We start from the raw sequence: 24,001 nt of genomic DNA, 5'->3' as shown, positions 1-24,001 counted from the left end.
CGCACCCCCTTTAAGCCCGGGGTGCGATTCTCACGGTTGGCAACCGGGCTCAGAGGCGTCCGGAGGGCTCAGTCGGCGTGCTTCTTCGGGTCGTTGTCGAAGGTCCTCTTGCACCCTGAGCTGCAAAAGTAGTAGGCCTTCCCGTCGTAGCTGGAGGTGAACTTCGCTCCCTTCTCGTCGACCTTCATCCTGCAGATGGGATCCACGGCTGTCATCGCTTCGTAATCACCTCCTTCTTCTTGCCCGGGAAGATGACCTTCCCTTTGAACCCTGCCTTCGCTGACACGGCTTCGACCTCCCTCCTTATCTTCGCCTCGTCCGTCCTGGCGGGGTCGAACTCGACCACGACCATGTTCAGCATCGGCAGCTCTCTTACGTCCAGGACGCCCTCCGACCGCGACAGCCCCTTCCTGAAGGCAGGGGTGCAGGCGACGCAGCTCACGCTCGAGACGGAGAACCTCGCGGTGGCCGTCTTCGTCGGGAGCCCGCTCAAAGCTTCGGTCTGAACCTCCTCAGGGTGAGCGAGTTCGTGACTACGGTGACGGACGACATCGCCATTGCGGCCCCCGACAGGATCGGGTTGAGGAGGACCCCGACGAGGAGGTAGAGGAGCCCGGCAGCCACCGGGATCAGGGCCACGTTGTAGACGAAGGCCCAGAAGAGGTTCTGCTTCACCTTCGACATCGTCTTCCTCGAGAGCTGTATACCGGCGACCACGTCCCGGGGGTCGTCCCTCATCAGTATCAGCCCTCCCGTCTCCACGGCCACATCCGACCCGGAGCCTATGGCTATGCCTACGTAGGCCTGCGCCAGCGCCGGAGCGTCGTTTATCCCGTCTCCCACCATGGCGACTTTTCTCCGCTCCTGTTCCTGGAGCATCTTCACTATCGACGCCTTCTGTTCTGGGAGGACCTCTGCGAAATACCTTCCAATCCCGAGCTCCTTCGCTATCGCCGCGGTGGTGGTCTGGTTGTCCCCGCTTATCATGACGGTCTCGAGCCCCATCTTCTGGAGGCCTGAGATGGCCTCCCTGGCTGACGGCTTTACGGCGTCCGCCACAGCGACGACCCCCTTCAGCGCCCCGTTCTGGGCGAGCAGTACGACGGTCTTCCCCTGGCTGAGAAGGACATCCATCCTCCTCGAAAGCTCCTCTCCTACTGCTGTTCCGCTCTTTCGGAGGAGTTGAAGGTTCCCCACCAGAAGTCGCTTCCCAGAATACGACGCGCTCACCCCGAGGCCAGGGAGGGCCTGGAAGGCCGAGGAGTCTGGCAAGGGCGCTCCTGGAAAGTCGGAGGCGTACCTCCTGAGGACGGCGGAAGCGAGCGGGTGCTCCGAGCTCCGCTCGGCCGCGGCTGCCAGCCTGACTACTTCCTTGGGGTCTCCCCCCTCCACGGCGATGACGTCAGTCACTTCAGGCTCTCCCCTTGTGAGAGTCCCTGTCTTGTCGAAGGCGACGGTGTCGATCTTCTGCGTCCGCTCCAGGTACTCCCCTCCCCTGATCAGTATCCCGTTTTCGGCCCCCTTTCCGGCGCCGACAGCGATGGCCGCAGGGGTGGCGAGGCCCAGAGCGCAGGGGCAGGCGATCACCAGGACGGCGACCGCCGCGGTGAACGCGAAGCTGACGGACTTGCCGCCCACGGACACCCAGAGCGCGAAAGAGGCCAGAGAGACCGCGACCACTATCGGGACGAAGTAAGCGGCCACGGTGTTCACGAGGCGCTCCACCGGGGCCTTGGTGCTCTGGGCGTCCTGGACGATCTGGATTATCCTAGATAGGGTGGTGTCAGCCCCTACCCTGGTCGCCTTCACCCTCAGCGCCCCAGAGCCGTTGACGGTAGCGCCGGTCACCTGGCTCCCTGCGGACTTCTCCACGGGGATGCTCTCGCCGCTGATCATCTTCTCGTCGACGAAGGAGCGCCCCTCGACTACCACACCGTCCGTCGCCACCCTCTCCCCGGGACGGACGAGGAAGAGGTCGCCCACCGCCACCTTCTCGACCGGGGTCTCAACCTCGCCCCCGTCGGGGCCGATCACCGTCGCGGTGCTCGGCTGCAGCTCGCCCAGCTTCATCATGGCGCCGTTGGCCCTCACCTTGACCGTCTGCTCCAGCAGCCTCCCGACCAGTATGAGGGCGACCACGAGGGAAGAGGCGTCGAAGAAGAGCCCCCCATAGGGGAACTCGGCCGGGAAGAGGACGAAGACGAGGCTGTAGAAGTAGGCCGCTGAGGTCCCCACGGCGACCAGGGTGTCCATGTTAGAGGAGCGCATCTTGATCGCGTTCCACGCCCCTTCGTAGAACCTCCTGCCTGCGATGAACTGGACCGGGGTCGCCAGCGCGAGGAGGAGCAGACCTGTGGGGAACCCCGCAGGGAAGACGGTAAGGTACGTCAGGGCCAGGATTGGGATGCCGAGGGCGAATCCGAGGGCGATGTCCCTCTTCAGGGACCTGAGCTCGAGGGTCGGCGCGATGAACGTCCGGAGGCACGACTCGGCGCAGAAGTAGTAGGTCCTCCCGTTCACCTCGGCGTGCAGGGCTCCGGGGGACTCCTCGACGTACATGCCGCAGACCGGGTCTGTGGCCGTGTCACCTTCCCCTCCCCGTTTCTCTTACGTAGGTGCTCGCGCAGGACCTGCAACAGAAGGCGAGCTCCTTCCCTCCGACCTCCTCCAGGTGGGCGTCTTTGTAGACCCTGCACCCGCAGTGGGCGCACACCTGCAGGGTAGGCTCGATGGCGCTTGACACGATTCCCGCGAACTGACCGAAGAGCCTGTCGCAGAAAGCCCTCCCCTGCTGCGTGAGGGAGTACACCTTCCTCGCCTTGCGGCCGACGGTCACCGATTTGCGCGAGACGTACCCCTGCCCCTCCAGCAGCCGGAGGAACGGGTACACCATGCCGGGGCTCGCGGTCCGACCGAGCCTCTGCTCGATGCTGGACATTATCTCGTAACCGTGCTTCCCCCCCTCGTAGAGCAGGAGGAGGACATAGAACCTGGAAAAGTCCGTCAGGAGCGACCCTCCATCGAAGCGGAGAGGCGAGCCCCTGGCTGCCGGGACCTGGCGACCTTTTCCGGCCGGCATAGCATTCCTCAAGATATATCTCCTGCAGACATATCGGGATTTAAGGGTGCAGGAGGGGCTCTCCGGCCACATGCGGACCCGGCTGTAGTCTTCTTTGCCGGCTCCAACCTTTATCTCCGCATGCGTGGGGGCCACCCGCAGGTGTTCGAGGGCTGGTAAGCGAAGGTTTCAGACGGTACGTAGGCGACAACATCCACGCCTTCGCCGATGAAGTGGTCCGCCTCGCGTCGCAGAGGAGCGTGTCCGCGAGGAACGAGGGCGTAGCGGAATGCTCTGTCCTGGTCGAGAAGATGCTGAAGGAGATAGGAGCCACGACGAAGGTCCTGAAGCTGGACGGGGTCGCCCCACTGGTCTTCGGGGAGATCCGCTCCAAGAAGCCAGGCAAGACGCTGCTGTTCTACAACCACTACGACGTCCAGCCCGAGGAGCCGCTGGAGCTCTGGAAGTCTCCTCCGTTCAAGCCGGAGATCAGGGACGGGGTCATCTATGGGAGGGGGGTCTCCGATGACAAGGGGGAGCTGGTCGCCAGGCTCAAGGTAGTGGAGTCGTTCATGAAGGCGGACGGGGACATCCCCTGCAACGTGAAGTTCTGCTTCGAAGGGGAGGAAGAGGTCGGGAGCGGCCACCTGGGAGACTACATTTCCAAGTACCCCGAGCTCTTTGAAGCAGACGCCGTCATCTGGGAGTACGGGACAGTCGACTCCGCCGGGACCCCCACGGTCACCCTCGGGGTGAAGGGGATGATCTACGTCGAGCTCACGCTGAAGTCGCTTTCGCAGGACGCCCACAGCAGCCTCGCTGCGATACTGCCGAGCGCCCCCTGGAGGATGGTCAGGCTGCTGAACATCCTCAAGGACGAAGACGAGAGGATCCTCGTCCCCGGGTGGTACGACGGGGTGACCAACCTGGCTGAAGACGAGCTCTCCGTACTGAACGAGATGCCTTTCGACGGAGACGGCTACAGGAAGAACTATGCCGCGGAGAAGTTCACCGGGGGGATGGAGGACGAACTTGCGAAGAAGGCGCTCGTGCAGAGGCCCACGGGGAACATCGCGGGCATCTGGGCGGGGTACACCGGGCCCGGGTCGAAGACCGTCCTCCCGAAGGAGATACACGTGAAGATGGACTTTCGGCTCGTCCCGGAGCAGGACCCGGATGAGCTTCTGAAGAAGCTGAGGAAGTATCTGGACGACAAGGGCTTCGCCGACGTGGAGATCAAACAGGAGAGCATGGAGCCGGCAGCCAGGACGTCCTACAAGGACCCCTTCGCGCAGGCGGCGATAGTGGCTGCCGAGAAGACGTACGGCAGGAAGCCCGTGGTCGAGCTTGGCTCCCCGGGGACGGGCCCCCTTTACCTGTTCACCAGGAGGTATGGGATGCCGTCGGTAGACATCGGCGTGTCCGCGACTGACGGAGGGATACACGCTCCCAACGAGAACCTCAAGCTGGAGAACCTGAGGAAGGGGATGATCTGGATAGCGGAGACCATGGAGATCTTCGCCGCCCAGGCGCCCGCCTAGGTCCGCCTCTTCGCGGCTTCTCCGCTCAGCTCAATAACCGCGCACCGAGGACCAGCGAGCCATGAAGGCAGCGGTGCTGGGGTCCGGGCTGATGGGGTCCGTGATCGGCTGGGACCTCTCCAGGTCTGAGGGGGTCGACGAGGTCGTGGTCGCCGACGTAGACGAAGAGCGTCTGCGGGCGTTGAAGAAGCGCTCGCCAGGGAAGAAGCTCAGGGTCGAGCTCTTGGACATCAGGGAGAAGAGCAAGGTGGTCTCGTTTCTGAAGCGGTTCGACGCCGCTGCGTCGGCGCTCCCTCATGGGATAGTGCACCTGTCAGACCTGGCTGCGGTCCAGGCAGGGACGAAGATGGTGAACATAGCCTTCGAGGACGAGCAGATGGCGCTCGACGGGGAGGCGAGGAAGACCGGCGCGACGCTGATCCCGGGGTGCGGCGTCGCCCCCGGACTCGGGGGGATACTCCTGACGGACGCCCTCCAGGAGCTCGGCGGCGGCGATGAAGGGCATATCCTCGTCGGAGGGATCCCCCAGAAGCCTCTCCCCCCCTACGGATACAAGCTGGTCTTCTCCATCGTGGGGCTGCTGAGGGAGTACACCGACGACGCCAGGGTGTTCAGGGGAGGGAAGATGGTGAAGGTAAGGCCCTTCGACACGGTCGACACCTACGAGTTCCCGCCCCCCATCGGGACCCTGGAGGGGTTCTGCACGGACGGCCTCGCCAGCCTCGTCTACACCATGAGGGGGATGAGAGTCCTCGACGAGATAACTCTCAGGTGGCCGGGACACGCGGAGAAGATGAAGCTGCTCCAGGAGTCAGGCTACTTCTCACGAGAGAAGGTCAGGGCAGGGGAGGCGCAGGCGTCTCCGCTCGAGGTGTCCTGGGCAGTGCTGGGCAAGAAGCTCTCCGAGGGGGAGCCTAAGGACATAACCGTCATGCGCGTCATCGCGAAAGGGAGGAAGGGGAGCATCGTCTATGACATGGTCGACAGGTACGACGAGGCGAACGGGGTGACCTCCATGGGGAAGACCACGGCCTATACGGGCTCCATCGTCACGCAGATGCTCGGGGAAGGGGAGGTCCAGGGGGAGGGGGTGATACCTCCAGAGAGGGCTGTCACCGGGAAGCTGGTGCGGACCCTTCTGAGTGAGCTGCATCAGAGGGGGGTCCAGATCAAGAAAGGGCGCTAGTGGCCCGGAGGACCGGTTTCTCCGGCATGCGGTCTGCGCTCGTCATCTCTTCACGTGCTCCGCGCAACGTGCCGGAGTCAAGGTTGAGAGGGAAGACAAGTAGGCCGTAGTCCAGGACGCTCCAGTCGGGCGTTCTGAACAGTGGGCTAAACTAGGGCGCTTCCGCGTCCGCTTGGCGTGAGATGCGTCACCAAGGTGGGAATCGGCGTCGCCGCGGCTGTTGTCTTGGCGGTCTTCTTCATGGCTCCGATAGTGTATCAGGAAACGGCGGCCTGTTCTCCCCTCGTCTGTTCCACTAACGCGCCGAGATACCAGGTCTATCAGTCGTTCGGATGTGCGACCATAGGCGTTGGGACTGTGTACTCGCCTTACTGGTTCGGACTGAGCTTTGGCTGCAATCCAAGCGAACACCCATTCCCTGCTGGCGGTCCTTCACAGCCCTACTGACAAGCGTCAACCGATCTTTGACACCTCATGACATCGCCCGTTCAACCGTCAACTTGGCAGGTTCGGGCTCAGGCGAGGGGCCTACCGCAGGACCTTCGAGCCCAGGATCGTGAACCCGCTCCGGTAGACCGCGCCCGAGACGGGCTCTATCTTTCCCACCCCGAGGGTCGTCTTCAGCGAGCCGGTCCCGACCCACGCGTCAGACACCCTGGAGTTCGCCTTTGCGATCTCGACGGGCTCGTCGACGGTCCCCTGGCTCTCGTCCGTCTTCGGATACCTCCTCGTCCCGAAGGTAGCGCCGAACTTCGGGAGCGCGTCGGGGGCGACCTCCCTCTCGACCTGCACCTGGAGGGAGATGGTCTGCTCCGGCCCCTTCATGCAGAACCCCCCGAACCTGCTCCCGGCCGCGACCCCCTTCATGCCTGGGTTGAGCGGGTGGAGCTTCGTCATCGAGATCTTGTCCGCGAGCCTCTTCTGGTAGCCGTTCAGGAGCCCCCTCAATAGGGACCACTCGGTGGTGACCCACATCACCGGGAAGTAGACCCCCGTCCGCCCCTTGTAGGTGCACTTCACCCCGACCGCCGCCTCGTCGTAGACGGTCCTGTCCGGGCGATATGCGGCCATGTCTGCGGCAGACTCGGCCACCGACACTATCTCGCAGACGTACCCCATGCAGGTCCCATCGGCCACCTCGAATGGTTTTGGGAGGAGGTCAGAAAGGGCGTCTCTCTCCCCTCTGAAGTACACCGTGACGTAGTCCGCGCCATAGTGCCAGGGGCCCTTCTCGACGGCCGAGTCAGGGCCGGGGACGAGCGGGTGGTCGAGCACAGCGCCCTCGGAGGTCCAAAGGGTAAAAAGGGTTGGGCACGCGCTCGGGGCCCGTTGCGACTCTGCACCTACGAACCTCCGGGGAGCTCTGGATACAGGGCAGGGGTTGTCGAAGGCCCCGATGTCATCGAGGTCAGGGGCCACCGGAGCGTCGGCTCAGTGGTCGAGTCAGGGACGGACCCGAGGAAGGTCGAGAAGGGGGGTCTGAGGCACAGGCTGAGCGAAGTCCGCCTGATGGCGCCTGTCCCCAGGCCCGGGAAGATCCTGGCTGCTATAGTCAACACCCAGGCGATGCTCGGCGGCAGCGACGTCCGGCTCGAGTGGCCGAGGCTGGACATGAAGGCCCCGAGCACCGTGGTGGGCCCCGGGGCGACGATAGCGGCACCCCTGGGAGGCGTGAGGCCGGAGGTGGAGCTCGCAGCCGTGGTTGGGAAGAGGATCTCGAGGGCCACAGAGGAGGAGGCAGCGTCCGCGATCTTTGGGTACACCGTCCTGAACGACGTTACGGCTCCGGCCGACTCGCGGGCCGACGCCTACGAAGCGTACAGGCGGGACAGGGGCTCGGGGGCGATACGGAAGGCGACGATGAGGGGCCCGCTCTTCCGTTCCAAGAACCACGACGGGTTCTGCCCCATGGGGCCCTGGGTGATGACCCCTGACGAGATCGAGGACCTGAGAGGGCTCGGAATGACGACGAGGTTCGACGGGACCCTGGTGCAGGAAGGCTCCACCTCAGAGTACCTTTTCGGCCCGGCGGCCATAGCGTCCTATGTTTCGGGGTTCCTGACCCTGGAGCCGGGCGACGTCCTGTCATGCGGCAGCGTAGGCTGGACCAGGGAAGCTCTCGGAGAGATGGACCCTACGGAGTATCTACTCCCTGATAGAGGAGGCGTCCTAGAGTTGGAGATTTCAGGGATAGGCAAGCTGGTCAACCCCGTTTCACCCCGCATCGACGGGTGAGGCCCCCACGGGCGCGCCGAGCCCAGCCTGAGACTTCTTGGTGGGGTAAAGGGCGTAGACCACCACGACCGAAGCCAGCGTAGCGCCGATGGCGAACACGAAGAGCCCGAGGCTCCCGAAGTATCTCACCACCACAGCACCGGGGATCGGCCCCAGGCTCCAAAGGGTCGAGTTGACCAGGGAGAAGACCCCGAGGTATTCGGCCGTCCTCCCAGGGGGCGCGCTCTTTGAGACCCAGCTGAGCATGGCCGGGCTCAGGAGCCCGAACCCGGCGGCATAGATCACCCTGCCAGGCAAGAGCTCCGACCAGGTCCCCGCGACTATGAACAGCGCGAGCGAGGCTCCGACCGCCAACGTCCCGTACAGGTATCCCCGTATCTCGCCTATGGAGTCGACCTTCCCCCCTAGCCTGGTCCCGAGCAGGACGGTGGTCGCCATCCCAGCGACAGCCACCAGGCTCACCTCGAGGGGGTCGGCTCCGAGGAAGTAGGCGTACGTCCCTATGAAGGCGGTCACGGCCCCGGTCCCCAGGGTCCTGATGGAGGTAGCCAGCGCGAAGACCACGACCCCTTTCATCTCGCCCAGGGGCCTCCTCTTCGCCGCCGCGAGGACCCTGCTCTCTGGGAGCGCGAACACGAGCAGCGTCAGGTCGGCGACGATGAAGAACCCTACGAGGTAGAAGATCGAGTCGAGGCCGAACCACTCTGCCACGAGCCCGGCTGACAGGACCCCGGCTACAGATCCCAGCGCCCCGACCGCACTGATGAAACCGTATCCCCTCCCCCGTTCTCTGTTAGAAGTGACGTCAGCCACGTACGCCTGGAGAGCCGCTCCCCCCAACGAGAGGAGTGTCTCTCCCGCGAGGAAAAAGAGACTTACGCCGAGGAATCCGCCGACGAAAGGTATCAGGACGAAGAAGGGGAGAGAGGAGACCTCCGACAGGATGAGCACCAGCCTGCGCCGTCCGAGCCTGTCGGAGAGCCGACCGGCGAAAGGGCCAGCCAGGCTGGAAGCTACGTAGGCGGCAGAGAAGGCGGCGAGACCGGCGGCCACCGAGACCCCGTCCCTCTGGACGACATAGAGGACGAAGTAGACCGTGAAGAGGCTGGACCTGTTGTTGGACAGCATCTGGTACAGGGAGAGGACGAGGAGGGCCCGCCGACGGTGAGGAGATTCCGCTGAGGTGGGCGCCTGCGGGGAGTCCGTCAACAACTGAGATTTCGCCCCGTCATCATCGACAGTTTAAGAATCATCCCGGCCGCCTCACAAAGTTCAATTAGATTCCCGCAGAGCGCGAGACGTAGGACAGATGGGAGCGAGAAGCGGCAGGGAGTTCCTGGAAAAGCTCGACGCGACACCCCGTGAAATCTGGTACGGCGACAAGAAGATCACAGGCGGGGTGTCAGAACACCCCGCGTTCAGAGGGGTCGCGAGGTCCATCGCGGCCCTATACGACATGCAGCTCAAGCCCGACCTGAAGGGGTTCATGACGTACGAGTCACCGAAGACGGGGGAGCCCGTTGGAACGAGCTACATGCAGCCGCACACCAAGGAAGAGCTGGCGCAGAGAACCCGGATGATGAAGGCCTGGGCCGACTACTCAGGGGGGATAATGGGGAGGACGGCAGACTACCTGAACAGCTCGATGATGGCCATGGCGGCCGCGGCTGACTTCTTCGGCAAGGACGGGAGGGACTACGCCTCCAACGTCAGGAACTACTATGAGCACATCAGAGAGAACGACCTGCTCCTGACGCACACGCTGATCAACCCTCAGGCCAACAGGAGCGTAGGGCCGTCCAAGCAGGCCGACCCGTTCATCGCGGCAAGGGTGGTGGAAAAGACAGGGGAAGGGGTCGTGATAAGGGGGGCGAGGATGCTCGCTACCCTCCCCATCGCCGACGAGATCATGGTGTTCCCGTCGACCGTGATAAGGTCGGGGCAGGACGACATGCCATACTCCGTAGCCTTCGCGCTCCCCGTGAGCGCCAGGGGGCTGAAGTTCATCTGCAGGGAGTCGTTCGCTTCGGAGTCGGCGTACGACCACCCCCTCGCGTCGCGGTTCGACGAGCAGGACGCGGTCGTGGTCTTTGACGACGTTGTGGTCCCATGGGAGAGGGTGTTCATCCTCGAAGACCCCGAGAAAGCAAACCGGGTGAGCGAAGCCACGGACGCGATAGCCTTCATGGCGCACCAGGCCACGGTGCGGGAGGCATCCAAGGCAGAGTTCATGGCGGGCCTGGCGACCCTCGTGGCCGAGACGATCGGGGCTGACCAGTTCCCCCAGGTGCAGGAGAAGGTCTCCGAGATACTTCTGATCGCTGAAACGATGAAGGCATTCCTAGGAGCGAGCGAGGGGAACGCGAGCGCGAGCAGGTGGGGGCTTATGACTCCAGACTACGTCCCACTCAACTCGGCCCGCAACCTGTGGCCGAGGATCGCCCCAACCATGGCTTCGATGCTGAAGCTGCTGGGAGCGAGCGGGCTCATGGCCATCCCTCCTGAAGAGATAATGAGATCGCCGGCAAGGCCCGACGTGGACCGGTATTACCAGGCGAAGCTTGCAGACGGCGAGGAGAGGATACGCCTCTTCAAGCTGGCCTGGGACGCGTCCGGGAGCTCGTTCGGGGGGAGGCAGGACCTCTACGAGAGGTTCTTCTTCGGGGACCCCGTGAGGATGGCCAGCGCCTACTACGGCTGGTACAACAAGGAGCCGTACAAGGAACGGGTGAAAGAGCTGCTCCACAGGAAGGACTGACGCTTTGGACCCCGGGTTCGACATCGTCAAGGCGGGGCACATAGAGTTCCTGGTGAAGGACCTCGACGCGGCGAAGAGGTTCTACGTGGATGCGCTGGGCTTCGTGGTGACCGAGTCCGATTCAGGGCACGTCTATCTCCGGGGCCTTGAGGACAGGAGCCATCACTGCCTGACCCTGACGGAGGCGGAGAAACCTGGTGTCGGGCACTTCGCGTTCAGGGTATCCAGCGAAGAGGGGCTGAAGGCCATCGAGAAGCTGGCGAGGTCGAAGGGCCTCGGCTCCAGGTGGGTCGAAGCGGAAGAGGAGAGGGGCCAGGGGAGGGCGCTGCGCGTCAGGGACCAGTTCGGGTTCCCCGTGGAGTTCTACTCCAAGATGACGGGGGAGGAATGGATGCTCCAGAAGTTCGAGAGCTACCGGGGGGCGAAGGTGATGAGGCTCGACCACTTCAACGTCATGCTCCCTGACGCGGCTTCCGCATACGCCTGGTATGTGGACTCCCTCGGCTTCGGGTGCACCGAGGTGACCGAGACGGAGGGGTCGAAGCCGGAGCTCTGGGCGGCCTGGCTGAGGAGGAAGCACACCTGCCACGACATTGCCCTCACCACAGGAAAAGGACCCAGGGTCCACCATGCGGGGTTCACCGTGGCAGACAGGAGCTCCATCATGGACGCCGCGGACCTCCTGGCATCCATGGGGTACCTGAAGAGCGTGGAGCGGGGCCCTGGGAGGCACGGGGTCTCCAACGCCTTCTTCCTCTACCTGAGGGACCCGGACGGGAACAGGATAGAGCTCTACACGGGAGACTACATCAGCGCGGACCCGGACTGGGTCCCCATCAGGTGGAAGCTGAACGACCCGCAGAGGCAGACGTTCTGGGGCGCGCCGACCCCCGAAAGCTGGTTCAACGAGGCGATGCCCGTGAAGTCGGAGTCAGGGGGGTTCGAGGAGGTCCATGCGCCGGTCACCAAAGACAGGCCCGACTACCTCCTCTCCGCGCGCTGACCCCCAGGCATCCCGTGGCACAACCATCGCTGGGGAGAAACCTTGCGCTGAAAGCAAGGCCACGTGTGGAGAGATCTTCGAAGACACGGAGAAACGGCGCCGAAGGCTACCAGACTATGTCGGAGGGAGGGGCGGGGTACTCTATGTGCTCCGTGGTGGTGTACTGCTGGGAATAGTACACCAACGGCCTCTTCGAGTTGAGGGTCCTGGCGGCCACCACCTCTCCGACGAACAGGGAGTGGTCTCCGCCGTCATAGAGCTTCCAGGCTTTGCACTCCAAGACAGCCCGCGCTCCTGCGATGACGGGGGAACCCGTCGCCCCCCTGGCGAACCGTATCCCTTCGAACCTGTCCTTCCCGCCCGTCCTCCCGGCGAACCGGTCGGACACGGTCTTCTGGTCGTCAGCGAGGAAGTTCACTGCGTACGCCTGCGCTCCCTTCAGCTCTTCATACACCCCCGAGCTCTTGGCTATGGAGACGAGGACCAAAGGTGGGTCCAGCGACACGCTGGTGAAGGAGCTGACGGTAAGGCCCACGGGGCCTCCCCTGCCTCCGGCGGTGACCACCGTGACCCCCTGGGGGTAGACCCTCATGGCGTGCTTCAGGCCGGCTTGTATGTCCCCTTCCAAACCGGTCTCACCTCGCCCTCCTGTGCTGTTTAAAACGTTGGCAGGGACGGCACTAGAGCAGCCGTTTGAACGCGAAGGCACCGAGGCGGAGGAGGGTACCGAAGTCGTTCTGGGTCAGGGCTGCGTACTCCTTTGCGCTCATCGTCGGGGTAGAGGTCGTGGGGACGGTGACGATGCACTTCATAGAGGGGTGGACCCTGCTCGACTCGTTCTACTTCACCAGTTTCATAGCGACGGGGCAGGGGCCCCCGAGCAACCTCCTGGTCAGCGACCCGGCCGGAAAGATCTTCTCGTCCGTCCTCGCTTTCATCTCAGTGGGGACGGTCATCACGGCGCTGTTGTTCCTGTTCGGTCCCTTCTTGGGAGCGGTCATGAGGGAGGGGGAGGAGATGGTGGAGGAGGTCGGGAAGGAGCTGCACGGAGTGGGAGCCCCTACCCTTCCTGGAGGTCGGACAGACGCTTCGCCAGGTCCTTCAGCCTGTCAGAACGGTCTCCCAGCGGTTCCCTCCCCGAACGCTTGAGGTCTTCCATGTACGAAACCAGGCTCTGGACCTGTCCCAGTGCGTCGTCCATGGTCTGAGGACGCTGGGGGCCCGGACCGAAGCCGCCAGCCTCTGACCTCCCCTTCGCCGTCAGCTCGAATCGTCCGTCATCCAGCTTCCTCACCAACCCCTGGTCGGTCATCTCTTTCATCAGTGGGTAGATCGAGCCAGGAGTGGGGCGCCACCAGCCGCGGGTGATGGACTGGACACCGTCCATGAGCTCGACGCCGTTCTTGGGGGAAGACGAGAGCAGATACATCACCATGTGCGGAAGCCCGCGCTTCCGCCGTCTCCCCATGGCGAACTTGAACGGCCACATCGAGTCGCCTCGTCGGGAGAGGCGCTTATAGGAATATCTTTCTGATATTCCATTTTGGTATTTCGATACGCTTAAGAGACCGCCGCCAGAGCCCCTGGCCAAGGAGGAGTGAACAGACGCAATCGACGTACGACAGTGGTCACGTCAGGGGCAGGCACGCCTTCGCATGGCTCTTGGTCGCGTTCGCTGCGATCGTGCTTGTTGCGCTGGCCGCTTCCTTCTTCTTCAGACCCTACGCCCCGATGATGACCTATTACGGGGCGCCGTTCTACGGCTGGTGGTTCTTCCCGTTCGGGTCCATCTTCTTCATCATCTTCGTCTTCTTCGTCTTCCGGTTCGTGTTCTGGGGATGGGGAGGACGGGGTTGGAGGCACGGCTACGGCTACGGCTACGGGGACGCCCGCGAAATCCTCCGCCAGAGGTACGCCAAGGGCGAGATCACGAAGGACCAATTCGACCAGATGATGAGGGACCTGGAGCAGCACTAGCTCCTGGCCACGCTCTTTTCGACTCTCAACCGATTTATTGCGCCTGCCAGGCGGCCATCAGTGCCGTGCCCGCCGTCCAGATACGGAAAGGGAGGAGGTCGGACTCCCCCCAGTTCCTGAAGCTGCTGAGGTCACTCGCCGAGTTCGAGCGGCTGACGCCTCCGTCAGAGGCGGCAAAGCGGAGGATACTGAAGGACGTGTTCGTGAGGAAGCGCGTCCGCCTGTTCGTAGCTTCGGAGGGGAGCGCGCTGGTCGGCTATGCCCTCTACTTCTACTCCTACTCTTCATTCTTGGCCAGACCGACCCTCTACCTGGAGGACCTCTTCGTGCGCGAGGAGCAAAGGAAGCGCGGGGTCGGCCTCGCTCTCTTCAGGAGGTGCGTCGACGAAGCCATCGCCCAGGGGTGCGGGCGCATGGAGTGGTCAGTCCTTGCCTGGAACGAGAAGGCGCTCGGGTTCTACGAGAGCCTCGGCGCCAGACGGCTGTCCGAGTGGTACGTCTACCGGCTCGACGGGGAGGGGCTGAGGCGCGTCCCGAAAACCCCTCTCCGAGATGGAAGGCGGCCAAGCTCAGCGTAGAAAGCATTCGGCACTTCACAGATATATCCTGGCAGATGGGAGGCAGACCCGAGTCCTGCCTTGCCTCAGAGGGTCATGCTGTTCAAAGACGCGCTCGGGGGGGACAAGTTCCTGCTCGGAGGGAAGGGGTACGGGCTGGTCGAAATGACTTCGCTCGGGCTCCCTGTCCCGCCCGGATTCGTGATCACCACGGACGTCTGCAAGCAGTACTATAGCGCCGGGGGGAAGGTGCCGGACGGGCTCTTCGAAGAGATTCGCGCCAAGGTCAAAGAAGTGGAGGCCCAGACGGGGAAGGTGTTCGGCGGAGAGGGGAAGCCCCTCCTCTTCTCCGTGAGGTCGGGCGCCCCCTTCTCGATGCCCGGGATGATGGACACCATCCTGAACCTCGGCCTCAACGACAGGACGGCAGAGAGGATGGCGGTCCTGACGAAGAACGAGAGGTTCGCCTTCGACTCCTACAGGAGGCTCATCCAGATGTTCGGCAAGATAGCCATGGGAGCGGACGCCGAGGACTTCGAGCAGGTCCTCGAGGAGCGCAAGAAGAAGGCCGGTGTGAAGATGGACATCGAGCTGACCCCAGAGGAGCTGAAGGATGTTGCCGAGGAGTTCAAGTCGATAATCAGGAGCCAGACCGGGAAGGAGTTCCCCCAGGACCCCTACGTCCAGCTTGAGATGGCCGTGGAAGCCGTGCTGAGGTCATGGAACAACGACAGGGCCAAGGAGTACCGGAGATACTATCGCATCAGCGAGTCCCTGGGGACCGCCGTCAACGTGCAGGCCATGGTCTTCGGGAACTTCGGAGAGACCTCAGGTTCCGGGGTCGGGTTCACGAGGAACCCGTCCACCGGGGAGAACAGGCTCTTCGGAGAGTACCTGCCGAACTCGCAGGGAGAGGACGTCGTCGCAGGTGTGAGAACCCCCGTCGGGATAGACAAGATGCACCCCAACGTCAGGGCGCAGCTCCAGGACGTCGCCAAGAAGCTCGAGGCCCACTTCAAGGACATGCAAGACCTTGAGTTCACGGTGGAGGAGTCGAGGCTCTACACCCTTCAGACCAGGAACGGGAAGAGGACCGCCCAGGCTGCGGTGAAGATAGCTGTGGACATGGCCAAGGAGGGGCTCATATCGCCACGGGAGTCGGTCGCCAGGGTGGAACCAGATGCTCTCGAGGCGCTCCTGCACCGGAGGCTCGACCCGTCCGTCGAAGACAAGCCGGTGGCCAAGGGGCTGGACGCGTCGCCCGGGGCTGCTTCTGGAGAAGTGGTCTTCGACACGGACGAAGCGGCGGCCGTCGGAGGGAGCAAGAAGATAATCCTGGTCAGGCCGGAGACGACCCCCGAGGACATCAAGGGGCTCATCGCGGCTCAGGCGGTCCTCACCGCCAGAGGGGGGATAACAAGCCACGCGGCGGTCGTCGCGCGCGGGATGGGGAAGCCGGCGGTGGTAGGCTGCAGCGAGATAGACATCTTCATGGACGAGGGGTTCTTCGTGACGAAGTCCGGCGAGAGGGTGGCCAAGGGGGAGACGGTCACCATAGACGGCACCACCGGGATGGTCTACCGCGGCGAGGTGAAGATGGTCGACCCGGAGCCTTCTCCCGAGCTCGTGGCCCTGCTGAAGACGGCGGACGAAGTGAGGAAGATAGGCGTGTGGGCGAACGCGGACACCCCCGAGGCTGCCCAGAAGGCGAGTGAGTTCGGGGCCGGAGGGATAGGCCTCTGCAGGACAGAGAGGATGTTCAACGCCCCCAACAGGCTCCCCATAGTCAGGGACATGATAATGAGCAGGGATGAGGACGCGAGGAAGAAGCACCTCTACAGGCTCTTCCCGTTCCAGCTGTCTGACTTCAAGGGGATCTTCGCCGCCATGGGAGGGAAGCCTGTCGTCGTCAGGCTCCTCGACCTTCCGCTCCACGAGTTCCTCCCGCCGCTTGAAGACCTCATGCTCGACATGCAGTCGATGAAGGAGAAGGGGGCACCTCCGGAGGACGTCGCAAGGGTGGAAAACATGCTCAACAGGGTGAGGCAGCTGGCCGAGCACAACCCTATGCTCGGGCACAGGGGGTGCAGGCTCGCAATCACCTACCCCGAGATATACGAGATGCAGACGAAGGCTATCGTTCAGGCCGCGGTCGAGCTGGACAGGGAGAAGAAGGAAAGGGCGAAGTTGAAGGTCATGGTCCCCCTGGTCTCCAGCGTAGAGGAGTTCAGCATCCTTAGGAAGGTCGTAGAGTCCGCGGCGGAGGCGGCGTTCAACGAGCTCGGGGCCAGAGTGGGCTACCAGGTGGGGACCATGATCGAGACCCCCAGGGCTGCCCTGACAGCTGGGGAGATAGCGAAGGAGTCCGACTTCTTCTCGTTCGGGACCAACGATCTGACCCAGACGACCTTCGGGTTCAGCAGGGACGATGTGGAAGCCAAGTTCATACCGAAGTACATCGAGATGGGGATAATCCCCCAGAGCCCCTTCGACTCGGTCGACGTCGCGGGGGTAGGGAGGCTCGTGAAGCTAGCCGTCGAAGAGGGAAGGAAGGTGGATCCGGAGCTCGAGGTGGGGATATGCGGGGAGCACGGAGGAGATCCGAAGAGCATCGCGTTCTTCGCGGAGGCTGGACTGGACTACGTGAGCTGTTCCGCGTTCAGGGTCCCCGTGGCAAGGCTCGCAGCCGCCCACGCAGCCCTCTCGGAGAAGACGAGAGCCACCACCGTCTAAGCGGAGCCCCAGTCCGCGGTATGAGGCGTGATCCGCCGAGAGCGCTGGTCATCCTTTGGCTGGCGTCAGAAAGGTTCCCAATCCGCCGGACCGGAGCGCCCAAGCTCAGGCCCGATCTGCTCCCCTCCAGGGCCCTGATGCTCCCGCACCAGGCTTAATCTTGAGTGGGGTCGGCGAGATTTGAACTCGCGATCGCCAGCGCCCCAGGCTCACCGTGAAGGTCATTCACACTGGTATGCTGGACCAAGCTACACTACGACCCCTCAAGTGCGGGCCAAACCTAGAGTCAGTTTAAAGTTTGAGCGCGCCTTCCAACGGGTCCCGCCCAGCTACGCCAGCCTGAGGTGCTCGAGCACCTTCGAGTAGCGGTAGTCCGACTGGTCCCTCTTGTATTCGCCGAGGAGAGCTTTCAGCGCGGCGGTGTCCCTGACCCCTAGGGCCCGCCTCATGGCCGGGGCGAGCACCCCCCCTACGAAGAGGTATTGGGCCGCGGTGGTGACGTTCCTCGGCTTCCGCGAGGTCCCGGCCGATTCGAAGTCCAGGATCCAGGGCTTCCCTTCGGCGACCACGGCATGCTTCCTGAGGTTGCTGAGCTGCCCGTGGTCCACCCCCATTATGTCGAGCTTCCGGCACTGGTTGAGAAGCGAGTGCACCAGCTCCCTCGCCTTCTCCCGACTCCCTCCCCCCCGGACCCCTTTGAGCCATTCCCCGATCTCCAGTGGCTCCAGGAGCTTCATGAGGATGGCGTCACGGGTGTGGGCGTAGACCTCCGGGCCCACTCCGACCCGGTTGACCAGAGACGTGACTCGGGCCTCGTCTTCCATGTCCGGCCGGTTGGCGTCGGCCCTCCGGATCTTCAGCGCGAAGTACGCCCCCCCGACCCGAACCTTGACCACCACCCCCACGGTACCGAGCCCCAGGACCCCCAAGCTGCCTATCCTCGTACGGCCTTCGAACACCACCTCTTCCACCCCGAGGCTTTTCAGCTCTGCGACCCTCACCTTCGCCAACTCGTTCGAGACCTTGGGGTAGGTGAGCACCCGGAGGTAGGGGACCTTCGTGACGAGGTCCAGGTCAGCGCGTTCCGACTGCATCGGTGGTGATCTCCCTGATACCGTCCCTCAGCCACTCCTTCGACCTTGACGCCTGGAGCAGCGCCTTTCCCTGGAGGACCTTCGCGCTCTTCTTCATCCCCGCCTCCAGCTCGCGCGACGCCCCGACCGGACCCGAGCTCCCCCCGACGGCGTCGGCCAGCAGCTCGGTCAGCTGGGTGTGGTCTCTCGGCACCAGCATACGTACCCTCGCGTCGTCGTCCACCCAGACCAGCCTCGAGCGCCTGGAGTTCGCTTTGAGGAAGGACCCCACGTCCCGCTCCCTGTCCACTGTCGGGCCCACCCTCTGCTCGACCTTCGGGAGCTGGGTGAACTCCGGGACCAGTAAGATGGCGCTCGCGCGCTCGTTGTCAGACGCCGCCATCGACCTCGCTATCTTGAACCCTGAGACCTCCAGGTGCCTGACGATGTGCTTCGAGGTCTTCCTGAGCTCCCCCCAGAGGGTGTCCTCTGAGAGCTTCGCGTGAGCGAAGACGACGGCAATCACGTCCTTGCGCAGATCTGCGCGGGCTCTCCCTGGCATCGCTCGGAAGAACCCCATCCCGGGACGCCTTAGAAACTCTCTGGAAGCGAGCACCATCCTCCCTAAGCTCTCCCCGGAAACGGCTATGCCGAGGTCTCTCCCCTCGTCAACAGGGTCGCGGAGGCTGAAAGGCCTCCCGCCCTGCCCTACCTCGCGCTTGCCGAACCACTCGAGGACGTTCGCGAGGGTGCCATGCTTGAGGACGAGCACCTCGGCCACGTATCCGCTGAACCCCTGCCTCTGGATTTCGGCCCCGTATACCCCCACCGCGTTCATGAACATCTTCAGGAGCCTGACTTCGGCCTTCTGGCCGTCGGGGAGCCCCTCTATCAGCTCCACGTGGAAGGGCGACCTGTCTGCCGCACTCTTCCACTCCCCCCTGGAGACGGCGAAGCAGGGGACGATGTTGACCCTCACCCCATCGACCGTCGCTTCCGTGTAAGGGTGCTGAGCGAACTTCTTCCCCCGCGGGTGGCCTGCCGTGGCTGCGGCGCCTATCTCCAGCCCGATGCGCTCGAACTCCCCCTCCGGGGTGGAGGGGTCGAAGCGGACGAACACGTCGAGATCCACGTGCCCAGTCACCCAGGTCCCCTTGGCGAACGACCCGCCCAGGAGGACTCCTCTAGTCTGGGGGAACCTGGCCGCGGCGTCCCTGGTCTTGGAGAGGACGGCGTCGGCCACGCCCTTCACGCGGCCCGTCTCCTCGTCCGAGGGGACGGCTAAGCGCCTCGCCCTACCGATCACGGTCCCGACGGCGGTCAACCTAGGGGGAACACCCCGATGTCGCTGTAGACCGCCCCCCTGGGGGTCAGCCGGCTGGACTTCAGCTTGAGCTCCCCGAGCCTTGCCTGCCCGAAGCTCCGCATCGAGTTCTCCCTGAGGAGGGCTTCGAGCTCGTGCGAGTTCCTTGGCGACCGGACCCGGGCCAGGGTGACATGGGCCTGGAACGGCCTATCGTCCCTCTCTCCGATCCCCTCGAGCGACTCCCTCACCGCCCGGGCCAGCGGCTCGACAGCCCGCTTGTCTTCCTCTGCGACCCCGGCCCACACCACGCGGGGCCTCCTGGCGTCCGGGAAGGCGCCGGCCCCCGATACCGTGACGTCGACCGCCTTCAGCCTCAGCGACCCGAGCGCCGCGGCCGCCTGGGCGGCTTGGGAGTCGGAGATCTCGCCGAGGAACTTCACCGTGAAGTGCAGGTTCTCCTTCTCGACTAGCCTCAGGTCTGACCCTGTGCGGGCCAGTTCATCCTGGAACCGGACAAGGGACTCGACCACCGCGCCGGGGAGCTCCAAGGCGACGAAAGCCCGCATCTTCCTTCGCTCCCGCGTGGTTCCTTTAAATTCGCTTTTGGTCCGGCCCAGAGAGTTGCTCCGGATAGTCGCAGTCACGGGGATGCCGGGAGCCGGCAAGTCGACCGCAACCAAGGTCCTGGTCGAGGGAGGATGGAGCCGGGTCGTCATGGGAGACGTCATCAGGGCCGAGACGAAGCGGAGGGGGCTGGACCCCGACGCCAGGAATACGGGAGAGGTCATGAAGCTACTGCGCAAGGAGGGCGGGCCATCCGCCGTGGCCGACCTCTGTCTCAAGCAGATGGAGGATTCTGGGTCGGAGAAAGTAGTCGTGGACGGCATCAGGTCGATGACCGAGGTGGAAGCGTTCCGGAAGAAGGCCGCGGTCCTGCTCGTGGCGGTCACCGCATCCCCGTCCAGGCGTTTCGAGCTGCTGAAGGAGAGGGGGAGGAAGGACGACCCTTTGAGCTATGAAATGTTCGCAGCCAGGGACCGCAGGGAGCTGGACGTGGGGATCGGCGAGGCCATAGCGCTGGCGGACGAGACCGTGTCGAACCAGAGGGACACCCCCGAAGAGCTCGCGGCGGACGTCGCGAAGCTGGTCGAGCGATGGGTGAAAGGATCCCGTGCCTGACCTCCCCGTGCACGTGACCTTGGAGGCCACGGTCTCCCCCTCCGAAGACCCTGTGAAGGTGGCCGGAGCGGTGGCGAACGTCGCGGGGGCTGACCCCGGGTCGGTCTCTGTCAGAGCGGGCGGCGTCAGGCTGGTCCGCGACGACCAGGAAGCGCTGGTCCTCCTCAGGAACCAGCTCAGAGACAGGCACGTCCGCTCCGTCGCCAGGAGACAGCTCCTGCTGAACGGGACCGGCAAGACGACGTCGATGATGTTGAACAGGCAAGCCGCGGCCGCAGGAGTGATGGCCGTCTGCGGGAGCCCCGGCGAGTCGCCCCTGGGGCCTATCCACCTCACCATATCATCCCCCAAGCTGGAGGAGGTCGTCGATTGGCTGACCGTTTACGAAGGAGAGCCTGCCTCCAGATAGGGCGGCCAGCGCCGACCCCGGTGCCTGACAGCCTCTTCGGCCGGCGCGCCTGGCGGACCGGGTGACAGCGTCCTTTGGCCGATGTTCATGGGGAGAAGAGAGACGGGGCGCCGCGACGGAGTCAGGAGGGAGGGTAGTCCACTTCTACCGTGAGGCCGTCTGAGGCCGCCATGACGGCGGGGAACACCCTCCGGGCCTCCTTCACCAGGGGGGCCGTGCTCGTATATCTGGCGCTGAAGTGGGTGAGGACAAGCCTCCGGGCCTTCGCTTTCTTCGCCATCTCGGCGGCTTCGATGCACGTGCTGTGCTTCCTGGCCACCGCCTTGTCCCCGTCGCTTCCCTTGAAGGTGGAGTCGAAGATCAGAAGGTCGCAGCCGGAGAAGAAACGGGCGAGCTGTGGCGAAGGGCGGGTGTCGCCGGAGTAGCCTATGCGCCTTCCCGGCCGAGGGGGTCCCGTGACAGCGGACGGCCTGACCTTCTTCCCGTGAACCGACACCGTCCTCCCCTTCTGTAAGGCAGACCAGAGCTTCCCTTCGGGGACCCCGAGGGCCTTCGCCTTCTCGGGATGGAACACCCCGGGACGGCCGCTCTCCTCGATCAGATAGCTGTAGGCCTCCACCGAGTGGACCGCCCTGGCGGCCCTTATCCGGAAGCCAGGGGCACGGAAGACGATCCCGGGCTTTACAGGGGTGAACCTGATGGGGAAGGTCAGACTCACGTGGAGGAGGTCGGAAGTCACCTGGAGCCAGCGCAGGAGCGGCGGCGGGCCGACCAGGTCAAGGGGCTTCCGCCTCTGGGCGAGGCTCATGGTCTGGAGGAGCCCCAGGAGCCCCGTCACGTGGTCGCCGTGGAGGTGGGTGACCAAGACCACCATGTCCTTCCCGAGGCCGATGGAATGCGCCAGGACCTGGCGCTGCACCCCCTCGCCGCAGTCCATCAAAACGACGTCCCCTTCCCGCCTTACGGCTATGGACGGAAGCCCCCGCTCCTTCGTAGGGGCGGCAGAGCTCGTCCCGAGAAAAGTGACCGCGAGCTTTACCGAAACTATCTCCTCCTGAGGACCGATATTGTCCTCGTCAGGAGCTTATGAACGTGAAGGTCGTGCTCTTCGACGACCGAAAAGAGGTGCTCCCCTGACACTGACACCTCCTTCCGGTGCATGAGCACCAGCGCGCCGCCGGGGGGCATTATCTCTCCGAGCGCGGCGAAGAGGCCGCTGAGTATCTCTTCGGGCTCTTTCCCCCTGGTGCTCGAGACCCTTCCGTAGGGCATGTCGGTCGCCACGGCGTCCACCCTCCTCAGCGGGATGCTTCCAGCGTCGGCCCGCAGGACGCCAAGCCACTCCTGACCAAAGTGTTTCATGTTCTCGACCTCTCCTAGGGCCATCCCCTTGACCTGGTCTATCGCCACCGCACGGGCCCCCACGAGAGTCGCCTCCAGGAGGAGGCTCCCCGTCCCGGCGAAGGGGTCGAGTAGCACGTCTCCGGCCGCGCACCCGGTGAGGTTCACCAGTGCCCGGGACAGCTTCGGGAAGATTGCCGATGGGTGGAAGAAGGGCCGCCTCCTTGGGCGCCTGACAGACCACCCCTGCAGCATCGTCCCAGGCGAGGTGACCGCCAGGTACTCTTCGTCTCCCCTGACGAGGGTCATCTCCAACTCGGGGGCGCGCAGGTCGACCTCGGCGTCGACCCCCCTCAGATACGGCTCCGGGTCCGGTGGTGCGCGCCCCGGCCGGAGGTCGAAGCATCTGAACCTGACCTTCCTCCCCTTCAGGAGAGGCCCGGCGTCCCGAGGGCCGCGGACGACGACGCCGACCCGCCGCGCGAAGGCTATCCTTCGGCCCACCAGGAAGGGGTCCGCCGCCGACTCGGCTACGACCACTCTGGGGGACGGCTGTTCGAAGGTCGTCGAGTGGTCGTAGGCCCGGAAGAGGGCTCTGGCCTCGGCTGCCGGGATAGAGCCGGGCTCGCCCGACAGGAGGACGAGGGCCTTATTCTTCAAATGTCCTGAGGTGCGAAGCGATAGCGTCCGAGACGTCAACCTGGCTGAACCGGCCGGGGACCGTGTTAGTGCTTACGATGGTCTTCACCGATGCCCTTTCGAGGATCTCGACTGCGCTCCCTACGAAGAGCCCGTGGACGCAGATGGCCAGCGCCCGCTTTGCCCCCTGTTTCATCACGGTCTGCGCTGCCGCATTCACGGTCCCCCCGGTACTGATTATGTCGTCCACTATCACGACTTCCTTGCCTTCCACGTCGAGCTTCGACTCCCTCACCGTGACCTCGCCGCTGGTGCGGTCCCTAGACTTCGACAGCTGCAGGAACGGCGCGCCGTAAAGCGAGGCGAACGCCTCGGTCCTCTTGGACCCTCCGAAGTCAGGCGAGATGACCACCGGGTCCTTCAGGCCGAGGGTCTCCCTGGCGTAGGCGACCAGGCTCGGTATCGCAGACACGCTGTACGTGGGGAAGGAGAAGAGCGCGAGCCCCTCCGCTGAATGTATGTCTACGGTGACGAGCCTCCGCACCCCGACTGAACGCATCAGGTGCGCCACCACCCCCAAGGTCACCCCCTCCCCCGGGAGGAACTGCTTGTCCTGCCTGGCGTAGGCCAGATAGGGGACGACGGCGGTGACCTTCGCCCCCTCTTCGCTCAGCTGGTGGGAGGCGAGGAGGAGCTGGAAGAGGTGCTGGTCGACGGGGTGGTGGGTCGACTGGACGATGACGACCCCCTTTCCCGAGACCTTGTCGCTGACGGTGAACTTCGTTTCACCGTCGGGAAAGACCTTGAACTCGGCATCCAGCAGCGGGAGGCCGAGCTTCTCCGCCACAGACCTCCCCAGTTCTTCCGAGGCGGGGCCCGCGAGGACAACCCTTTCGGCCACTTGTTAATCGGAACGGCTCATCTCTCATCTCTATATAACGAATTGCAGCCTTAATCCGTGGGAAGGGAAACCGTTAAGGACACGGCGGCGCGGATGGGCTCCGAT

Annotated in this window: 26 protein-coding genes and 1 tRNA gene; 12 read left to right on the top strand and 15 right to left on the bottom strand. The window is 64.1% G+C overall.

The features are described from left to right. Positions 1 to 68 precede the first annotated feature (68 nt). The 4 genes from JRN21_02420 to JRN21_02405 are packed head-to-tail and all read right to left on the bottom strand — an operon-like array spanning position 69 to position 3,091. The gene (locus tag JRN21_02420; protein ID MDG6988160.1) at positions 69 to 215 is read right to left on the bottom strand and encodes a YHS domain-containing protein; all 147 of its coding nucleotides are present in this window, start codon (positions 213 to 215) and stop codon (positions 69 to 71) included. Beyond that, positions 212 to 493 carry a hypothetical protein gene (locus JRN21_02415; protein MDG6988159.1) on the bottom strand — a complete coding sequence of 94 codons (282 nt, stop codon included), beginning with the start codon at positions 491 to 493 and terminating at the stop codon, positions 212 to 214. Before JRN21_02415 ends, JRN21_02420 begins: the two co-directional genes overlap by 4 nt. After that, a complete protein-coding gene (locus JRN21_02410) occupies positions 490 to 2,559 on the bottom strand; it encodes a heavy metal translocating P-type ATPase (GenBank protein MDG6988158.1) in 2,070 nt (689 codons plus the stop codon). Before JRN21_02410 ends, JRN21_02415 begins: the two co-directional genes overlap by 4 nt. Before the next feature lie 25 nt (positions 2,560 to 2,584). Beyond that, positions 2,585 to 3,091 carry a PadR family transcriptional regulator gene (locus JRN21_02405; GenBank protein ID MDG6988157.1) on the bottom strand — a complete coding sequence of 169 codons (507 nt, stop codon included), beginning with the start codon at positions 3,089 to 3,091 and terminating at the stop codon, positions 2,585 to 2,587. Positions 3,092 to 3,318: 227 nt separating this feature from the next. Here JRN21_02405 and JRN21_02400 point away from each other — a divergent pair, with 227 nt between their 5' ends. The 3 genes from JRN21_02400 to JRN21_02390 all read left to right on the top strand — a co-directional run bounded on the left by JRN21_02400 (position 3,319) and on the right by JRN21_02390 (position 6,232). Further along, the gene (locus JRN21_02400; GenBank protein ID MDG6988156.1) at positions 3,319 to 4,599 is read left to right on the top strand and encodes a M20/M25/M40 family metallo-hydrolase; all 1,281 of its coding nucleotides are present in this window, start codon (positions 3,319 to 3,321) and stop codon (positions 4,597 to 4,599) included. Positions 4,600 to 4,660: 61 nt separating this feature from the next. Further along, positions 4,661 to 5,785 (top strand): saccharopine dehydrogenase NADP-binding domain-containing protein, encoded by a 1,125-nt coding sequence (locus JRN21_02395; GenBank protein ID MDG6988155.1) that lies wholly within the window; start codon positions 4,661 to 4,663, stop codon positions 5,783 to 5,785. A 177-nt stretch (positions 5,786 to 5,962) separates the two neighbouring features. Further along, positions 5,963 to 6,232, top strand: a complete 270-nt coding sequence (locus JRN21_02390; GenBank protein ID MDG6988154.1) for a hypothetical protein — start codon at positions 5,963 to 5,965, stop codon at positions 6,230 to 6,232. 81 nt (positions 6,233 to 6,313) lie between these two features. On the opposite strand, the gene JRN21_02385 is transcribed toward JRN21_02390, so the two are convergent. Continuing rightward, a complete protein-coding gene (locus tag JRN21_02385) occupies positions 6,314 to 7,060 on the bottom strand; it encodes an acetoacetate decarboxylase family protein (GenBank protein ID MDG6988153.1) in 747 nt (248 codons plus the stop codon). Positions 7,061 to 7,114: 54 nt separating this feature from the next. Between JRN21_02385 and JRN21_02380 the strand changes: the two genes are divergently transcribed. Continuing rightward, on the top strand, positions 7,115 to 8,020 hold the full coding sequence (locus JRN21_02380; GenBank protein MDG6988152.1) for a fumarylacetoacetate hydrolase family protein: 906 nt from the start codon (positions 7,115 to 7,117) through the stop codon (positions 8,018 to 8,020). On the opposite strand, the gene JRN21_02375 is transcribed toward JRN21_02380, so the two are convergent. Then, positions 8,000 to 9,229 (bottom strand): MFS transporter, encoded by a 1,230-nt coding sequence (locus JRN21_02375; protein ID MDG6988151.1) that lies wholly within the window; start codon positions 9,227 to 9,229, stop codon positions 8,000 to 8,002. The two genes, JRN21_02380 and JRN21_02375, sit on opposite strands and share 21 nt — an antisense overlap. Before the next feature lie 100 nt (positions 9,230 to 9,329). Between JRN21_02375 and hpaB the strand changes: the two genes are divergently transcribed. Both hpaB and hpaD read left to right on the top strand, forming a co-directional pair. Beyond that, complete coding sequence (gene hpaB, locus JRN21_02370; GenBank protein MDG6988150.1) at positions 9,330 to 10,778, top strand: 4-hydroxyphenylacetate 3-monooxygenase, oxygenase component; 1,449 nt, start codon at positions 9,330 to 9,332, stop codon at positions 10,776 to 10,778. Positions 10,779 to 10,782: 4 nt separating this feature from the next. Then, positions 10,783 to 11,781: a 3,4-dihydroxyphenylacetate 2,3-dioxygenase gene (gene hpaD, locus JRN21_02365; protein MDG6988149.1), complete on the top strand. Its 999-nt coding sequence runs from the start codon at positions 10,783 to 10,785 to the stop codon at positions 11,779 to 11,781. Between the two features lie 106 nt (positions 11,782 to 11,887). Here hpaD and JRN21_02360 read toward each other — a convergent pair whose 3' ends face one another. Next, positions 11,888 to 12,409, bottom strand: a complete 522-nt coding sequence (locus JRN21_02360) for a flavin reductase family protein (GenBank protein ID MDG6988148.1) — start codon at positions 12,407 to 12,409, stop codon at positions 11,888 to 11,890. Positions 12,410 to 12,474: 65 nt separating this feature from the next. On the opposite strand from JRN21_02360, the gene JRN21_02355 reads away from it, so the two are divergent. After that, positions 12,475 to 12,930 carry a hypothetical protein gene (locus tag JRN21_02355; protein MDG6988147.1) on the top strand — a complete coding sequence of 152 codons (456 nt, stop codon included), beginning with the start codon at positions 12,475 to 12,477 and terminating at the stop codon, positions 12,928 to 12,930. Here the strand turns inward: JRN21_02355 and JRN21_02350 are convergent. Beyond that, on the bottom strand, positions 12,842 to 13,270 hold the full coding sequence (locus tag JRN21_02350; protein MDG6988146.1) for a PadR family transcriptional regulator: 429 nt from the start codon (positions 13,268 to 13,270) through the stop codon (positions 12,842 to 12,844). The genes JRN21_02355 and JRN21_02350 overlap by 89 nt on opposite strands. A 173-nt stretch (positions 13,271 to 13,443) precedes the next feature. Here JRN21_02350 and JRN21_02345 point away from each other — a divergent pair, with 173 nt between their 5' ends. From JRN21_02345 to JRN21_02335, 3 genes are all read left to right on the top strand, one after another. Beyond that, positions 13,444 to 13,758 carry an SHOCT domain-containing protein gene (locus JRN21_02345; protein MDG6988145.1) on the top strand — a complete coding sequence of 105 codons (315 nt, stop codon included), beginning with the start codon at positions 13,444 to 13,446 and terminating at the stop codon, positions 13,756 to 13,758. A gap of 65 nt (positions 13,759 to 13,823) precedes the next feature. Further along, positions 13,824 to 14,336: a GNAT family N-acetyltransferase gene (locus tag JRN21_02340; GenBank protein MDG6988144.1), complete on the top strand. Its 513-nt coding sequence runs from the start codon at positions 13,824 to 13,826 to the stop codon at positions 14,334 to 14,336. Between the two features lie 75 nt (positions 14,337 to 14,411). Further along, positions 14,412 to 17,048, top strand: coding sequence for a pyruvate, phosphate dikinase (locus tag JRN21_02335; GenBank protein ID MDG6988143.1), 2,637 nt, complete (start codon positions 14,412 to 14,414; stop codon positions 17,046 to 17,048). A gap of 165 nt (positions 17,049 to 17,213) precedes the next feature. On the opposite strand, the gene JRN21_02330 is transcribed toward JRN21_02335, so the two are convergent. From JRN21_02330 to thpR, 4 genes are all read right to left on the bottom strand, one after another. Next, a tRNA-Pro gene (locus JRN21_02330) sits at positions 17,214 to 17,311 on the bottom strand. Positions 17,312 to 17,377: 66 nt separating this feature from the next. Then, the gene (locus JRN21_02325) at positions 17,378 to 18,142 is read right to left on the bottom strand and encodes a serine/threonine protein kinase (GenBank protein ID MDG6988142.1); all 765 of its coding nucleotides are present in this window, start codon (positions 18,140 to 18,142) and stop codon (positions 17,378 to 17,380) included. Continuing rightward, positions 18,123 to 19,445 carry a CCA tRNA nucleotidyltransferase gene (gene cca / locus JRN21_02320; protein ID MDG6988141.1) on the bottom strand — a complete coding sequence of 441 codons (1,323 nt, stop codon included), beginning with the start codon at positions 19,443 to 19,445 and terminating at the stop codon, positions 18,123 to 18,125. Before cca ends, JRN21_02325 begins: the two co-directional genes overlap by 20 nt. Continuing rightward, positions 19,442 to 19,993 carry an RNA 2',3'-cyclic phosphodiesterase gene (thpR, locus tag JRN21_02315; GenBank protein ID MDG6988140.1) on the bottom strand — a complete coding sequence of 184 codons (552 nt, stop codon included), beginning with the start codon at positions 19,991 to 19,993 and terminating at the stop codon, positions 19,442 to 19,444. Before thpR ends, cca begins: the two co-directional genes overlap by 4 nt. Before the next feature lie 55 nt (positions 19,994 to 20,048). Between thpR and JRN21_02310 the strand changes: the two genes are divergently transcribed. Both JRN21_02310 and JRN21_02305 read left to right on the top strand, forming a co-directional pair. Beyond that, positions 20,049 to 20,606 carry an AAA family ATPase gene (locus tag JRN21_02310; GenBank protein ID MDG6988139.1) on the top strand — a complete coding sequence of 186 codons (558 nt, stop codon included), beginning with the start codon at positions 20,049 to 20,051 and terminating at the stop codon, positions 20,604 to 20,606. Further along, positions 20,599 to 21,015 carry a hypothetical protein gene (locus tag JRN21_02305; protein MDG6988138.1) on the top strand — a complete coding sequence of 139 codons (417 nt, stop codon included), beginning with the start codon at positions 20,599 to 20,601 and terminating at the stop codon, positions 21,013 to 21,015. The genes JRN21_02310 and JRN21_02305 overlap by 8 nt, the downstream gene beginning before the upstream one ends. A gap of 121 nt (positions 21,016 to 21,136) precedes the next feature. Here the strand turns inward: JRN21_02305 and rnz are convergent, their stop codons facing one another. From rnz to JRN21_02290, 3 genes are read right to left on the bottom strand one after another with little or no spacing between them, the layout of a single operon-like run. Further along, positions 21,137 to 22,081 carry a ribonuclease Z gene (rnz, locus tag JRN21_02300; protein ID MDG6988137.1) on the bottom strand — a complete coding sequence of 315 codons (945 nt, stop codon included), beginning with the start codon at positions 22,079 to 22,081 and terminating at the stop codon, positions 21,137 to 21,139. Beyond that, the gene (locus tag JRN21_02295) at positions 22,060 to 23,016 is read right to left on the bottom strand and encodes a hypothetical protein (GenBank protein MDG6988136.1); all 957 of its coding nucleotides are present in this window, start codon (positions 23,014 to 23,016) and stop codon (positions 22,060 to 22,062) included. Before JRN21_02295 ends, rnz begins: the two co-directional genes overlap by 22 nt. Continuing rightward, positions 23,006 to 23,896, bottom strand: a complete 891-nt coding sequence (locus JRN21_02290) for a ribose-phosphate pyrophosphokinase (GenBank protein ID MDG6988135.1) — start codon at positions 23,894 to 23,896, stop codon at positions 23,006 to 23,008. Before JRN21_02290 ends, JRN21_02295 begins: the two co-directional genes overlap by 11 nt. Positions 23,897 to 24,001: the final 105 nt, after the last annotated feature.

The organism is Nitrososphaerota archaeon, from assembly GCA_029785825.1.
Classification (GTDB): domain Archaea; phylum Thermoproteota; class Nitrososphaeria; order Nitrososphaerales; family Gagatemarchaeaceae; genus UBA183.
Note: the sequence above shows the minus strand (reverse complement) of the source record. Positions and strands in the feature narration are given on the sequence as shown.

Bases quoted from the DNA above. Each gene is read 5' to 3' on its own strand.
- JRN21_02420 (MDG6988160.1), bottom strand. From the start codon at position 215: ATGACAGCCGTGGATCCCATCTGCAGGATGAAGGTCGACGAGAAGGGA.
- JRN21_02410 (MDG6988158.1), bottom strand. From the start codon at position 2,559: ATGTACGTCGAGGAGTCCCCCGGAGCCCTGCACGCCGAGGTGAACGGG.
- JRN21_02395 (MDG6988155.1), top strand. From the start codon at position 4,661: ATGAAGGCAGCGGTGCTGGGGTCCGGGCTGATGGGGTCCGTGATCGGC.
- hpaB (MDG6988150.1), top strand. From the start codon at position 9,330: ATGGGAGCGAGAAGCGGCAGGGAGTTCCTGGAAAAGCTCGACGCGACA.
- JRN21_02350 (MDG6988146.1), bottom strand. From the start codon at position 13,270: ATGTGGCCGTTCAAGTTCGCCATGGGGAGACGGCGGAAGCGCGGGCTT.
- JRN21_02335 (MDG6988143.1), top strand. From the start codon at position 14,412: ATGCTGTTCAAAGACGCGCTCGGGGGGGACAAGTTCCTGCTCGGAGGG.
- JRN21_02325 (MDG6988142.1), bottom strand. From the start codon at position 18,142: ATGCAGTCGGAACGCGCTGACCTGGACCTCGTCACGAAGGTCCCCTAC.
- thpR (MDG6988140.1), bottom strand. From the start codon at position 19,993: ATGCGGGCTTTCGTCGCCTTGGAGCTCCCCGGCGCGGTGGTCGAGTCC.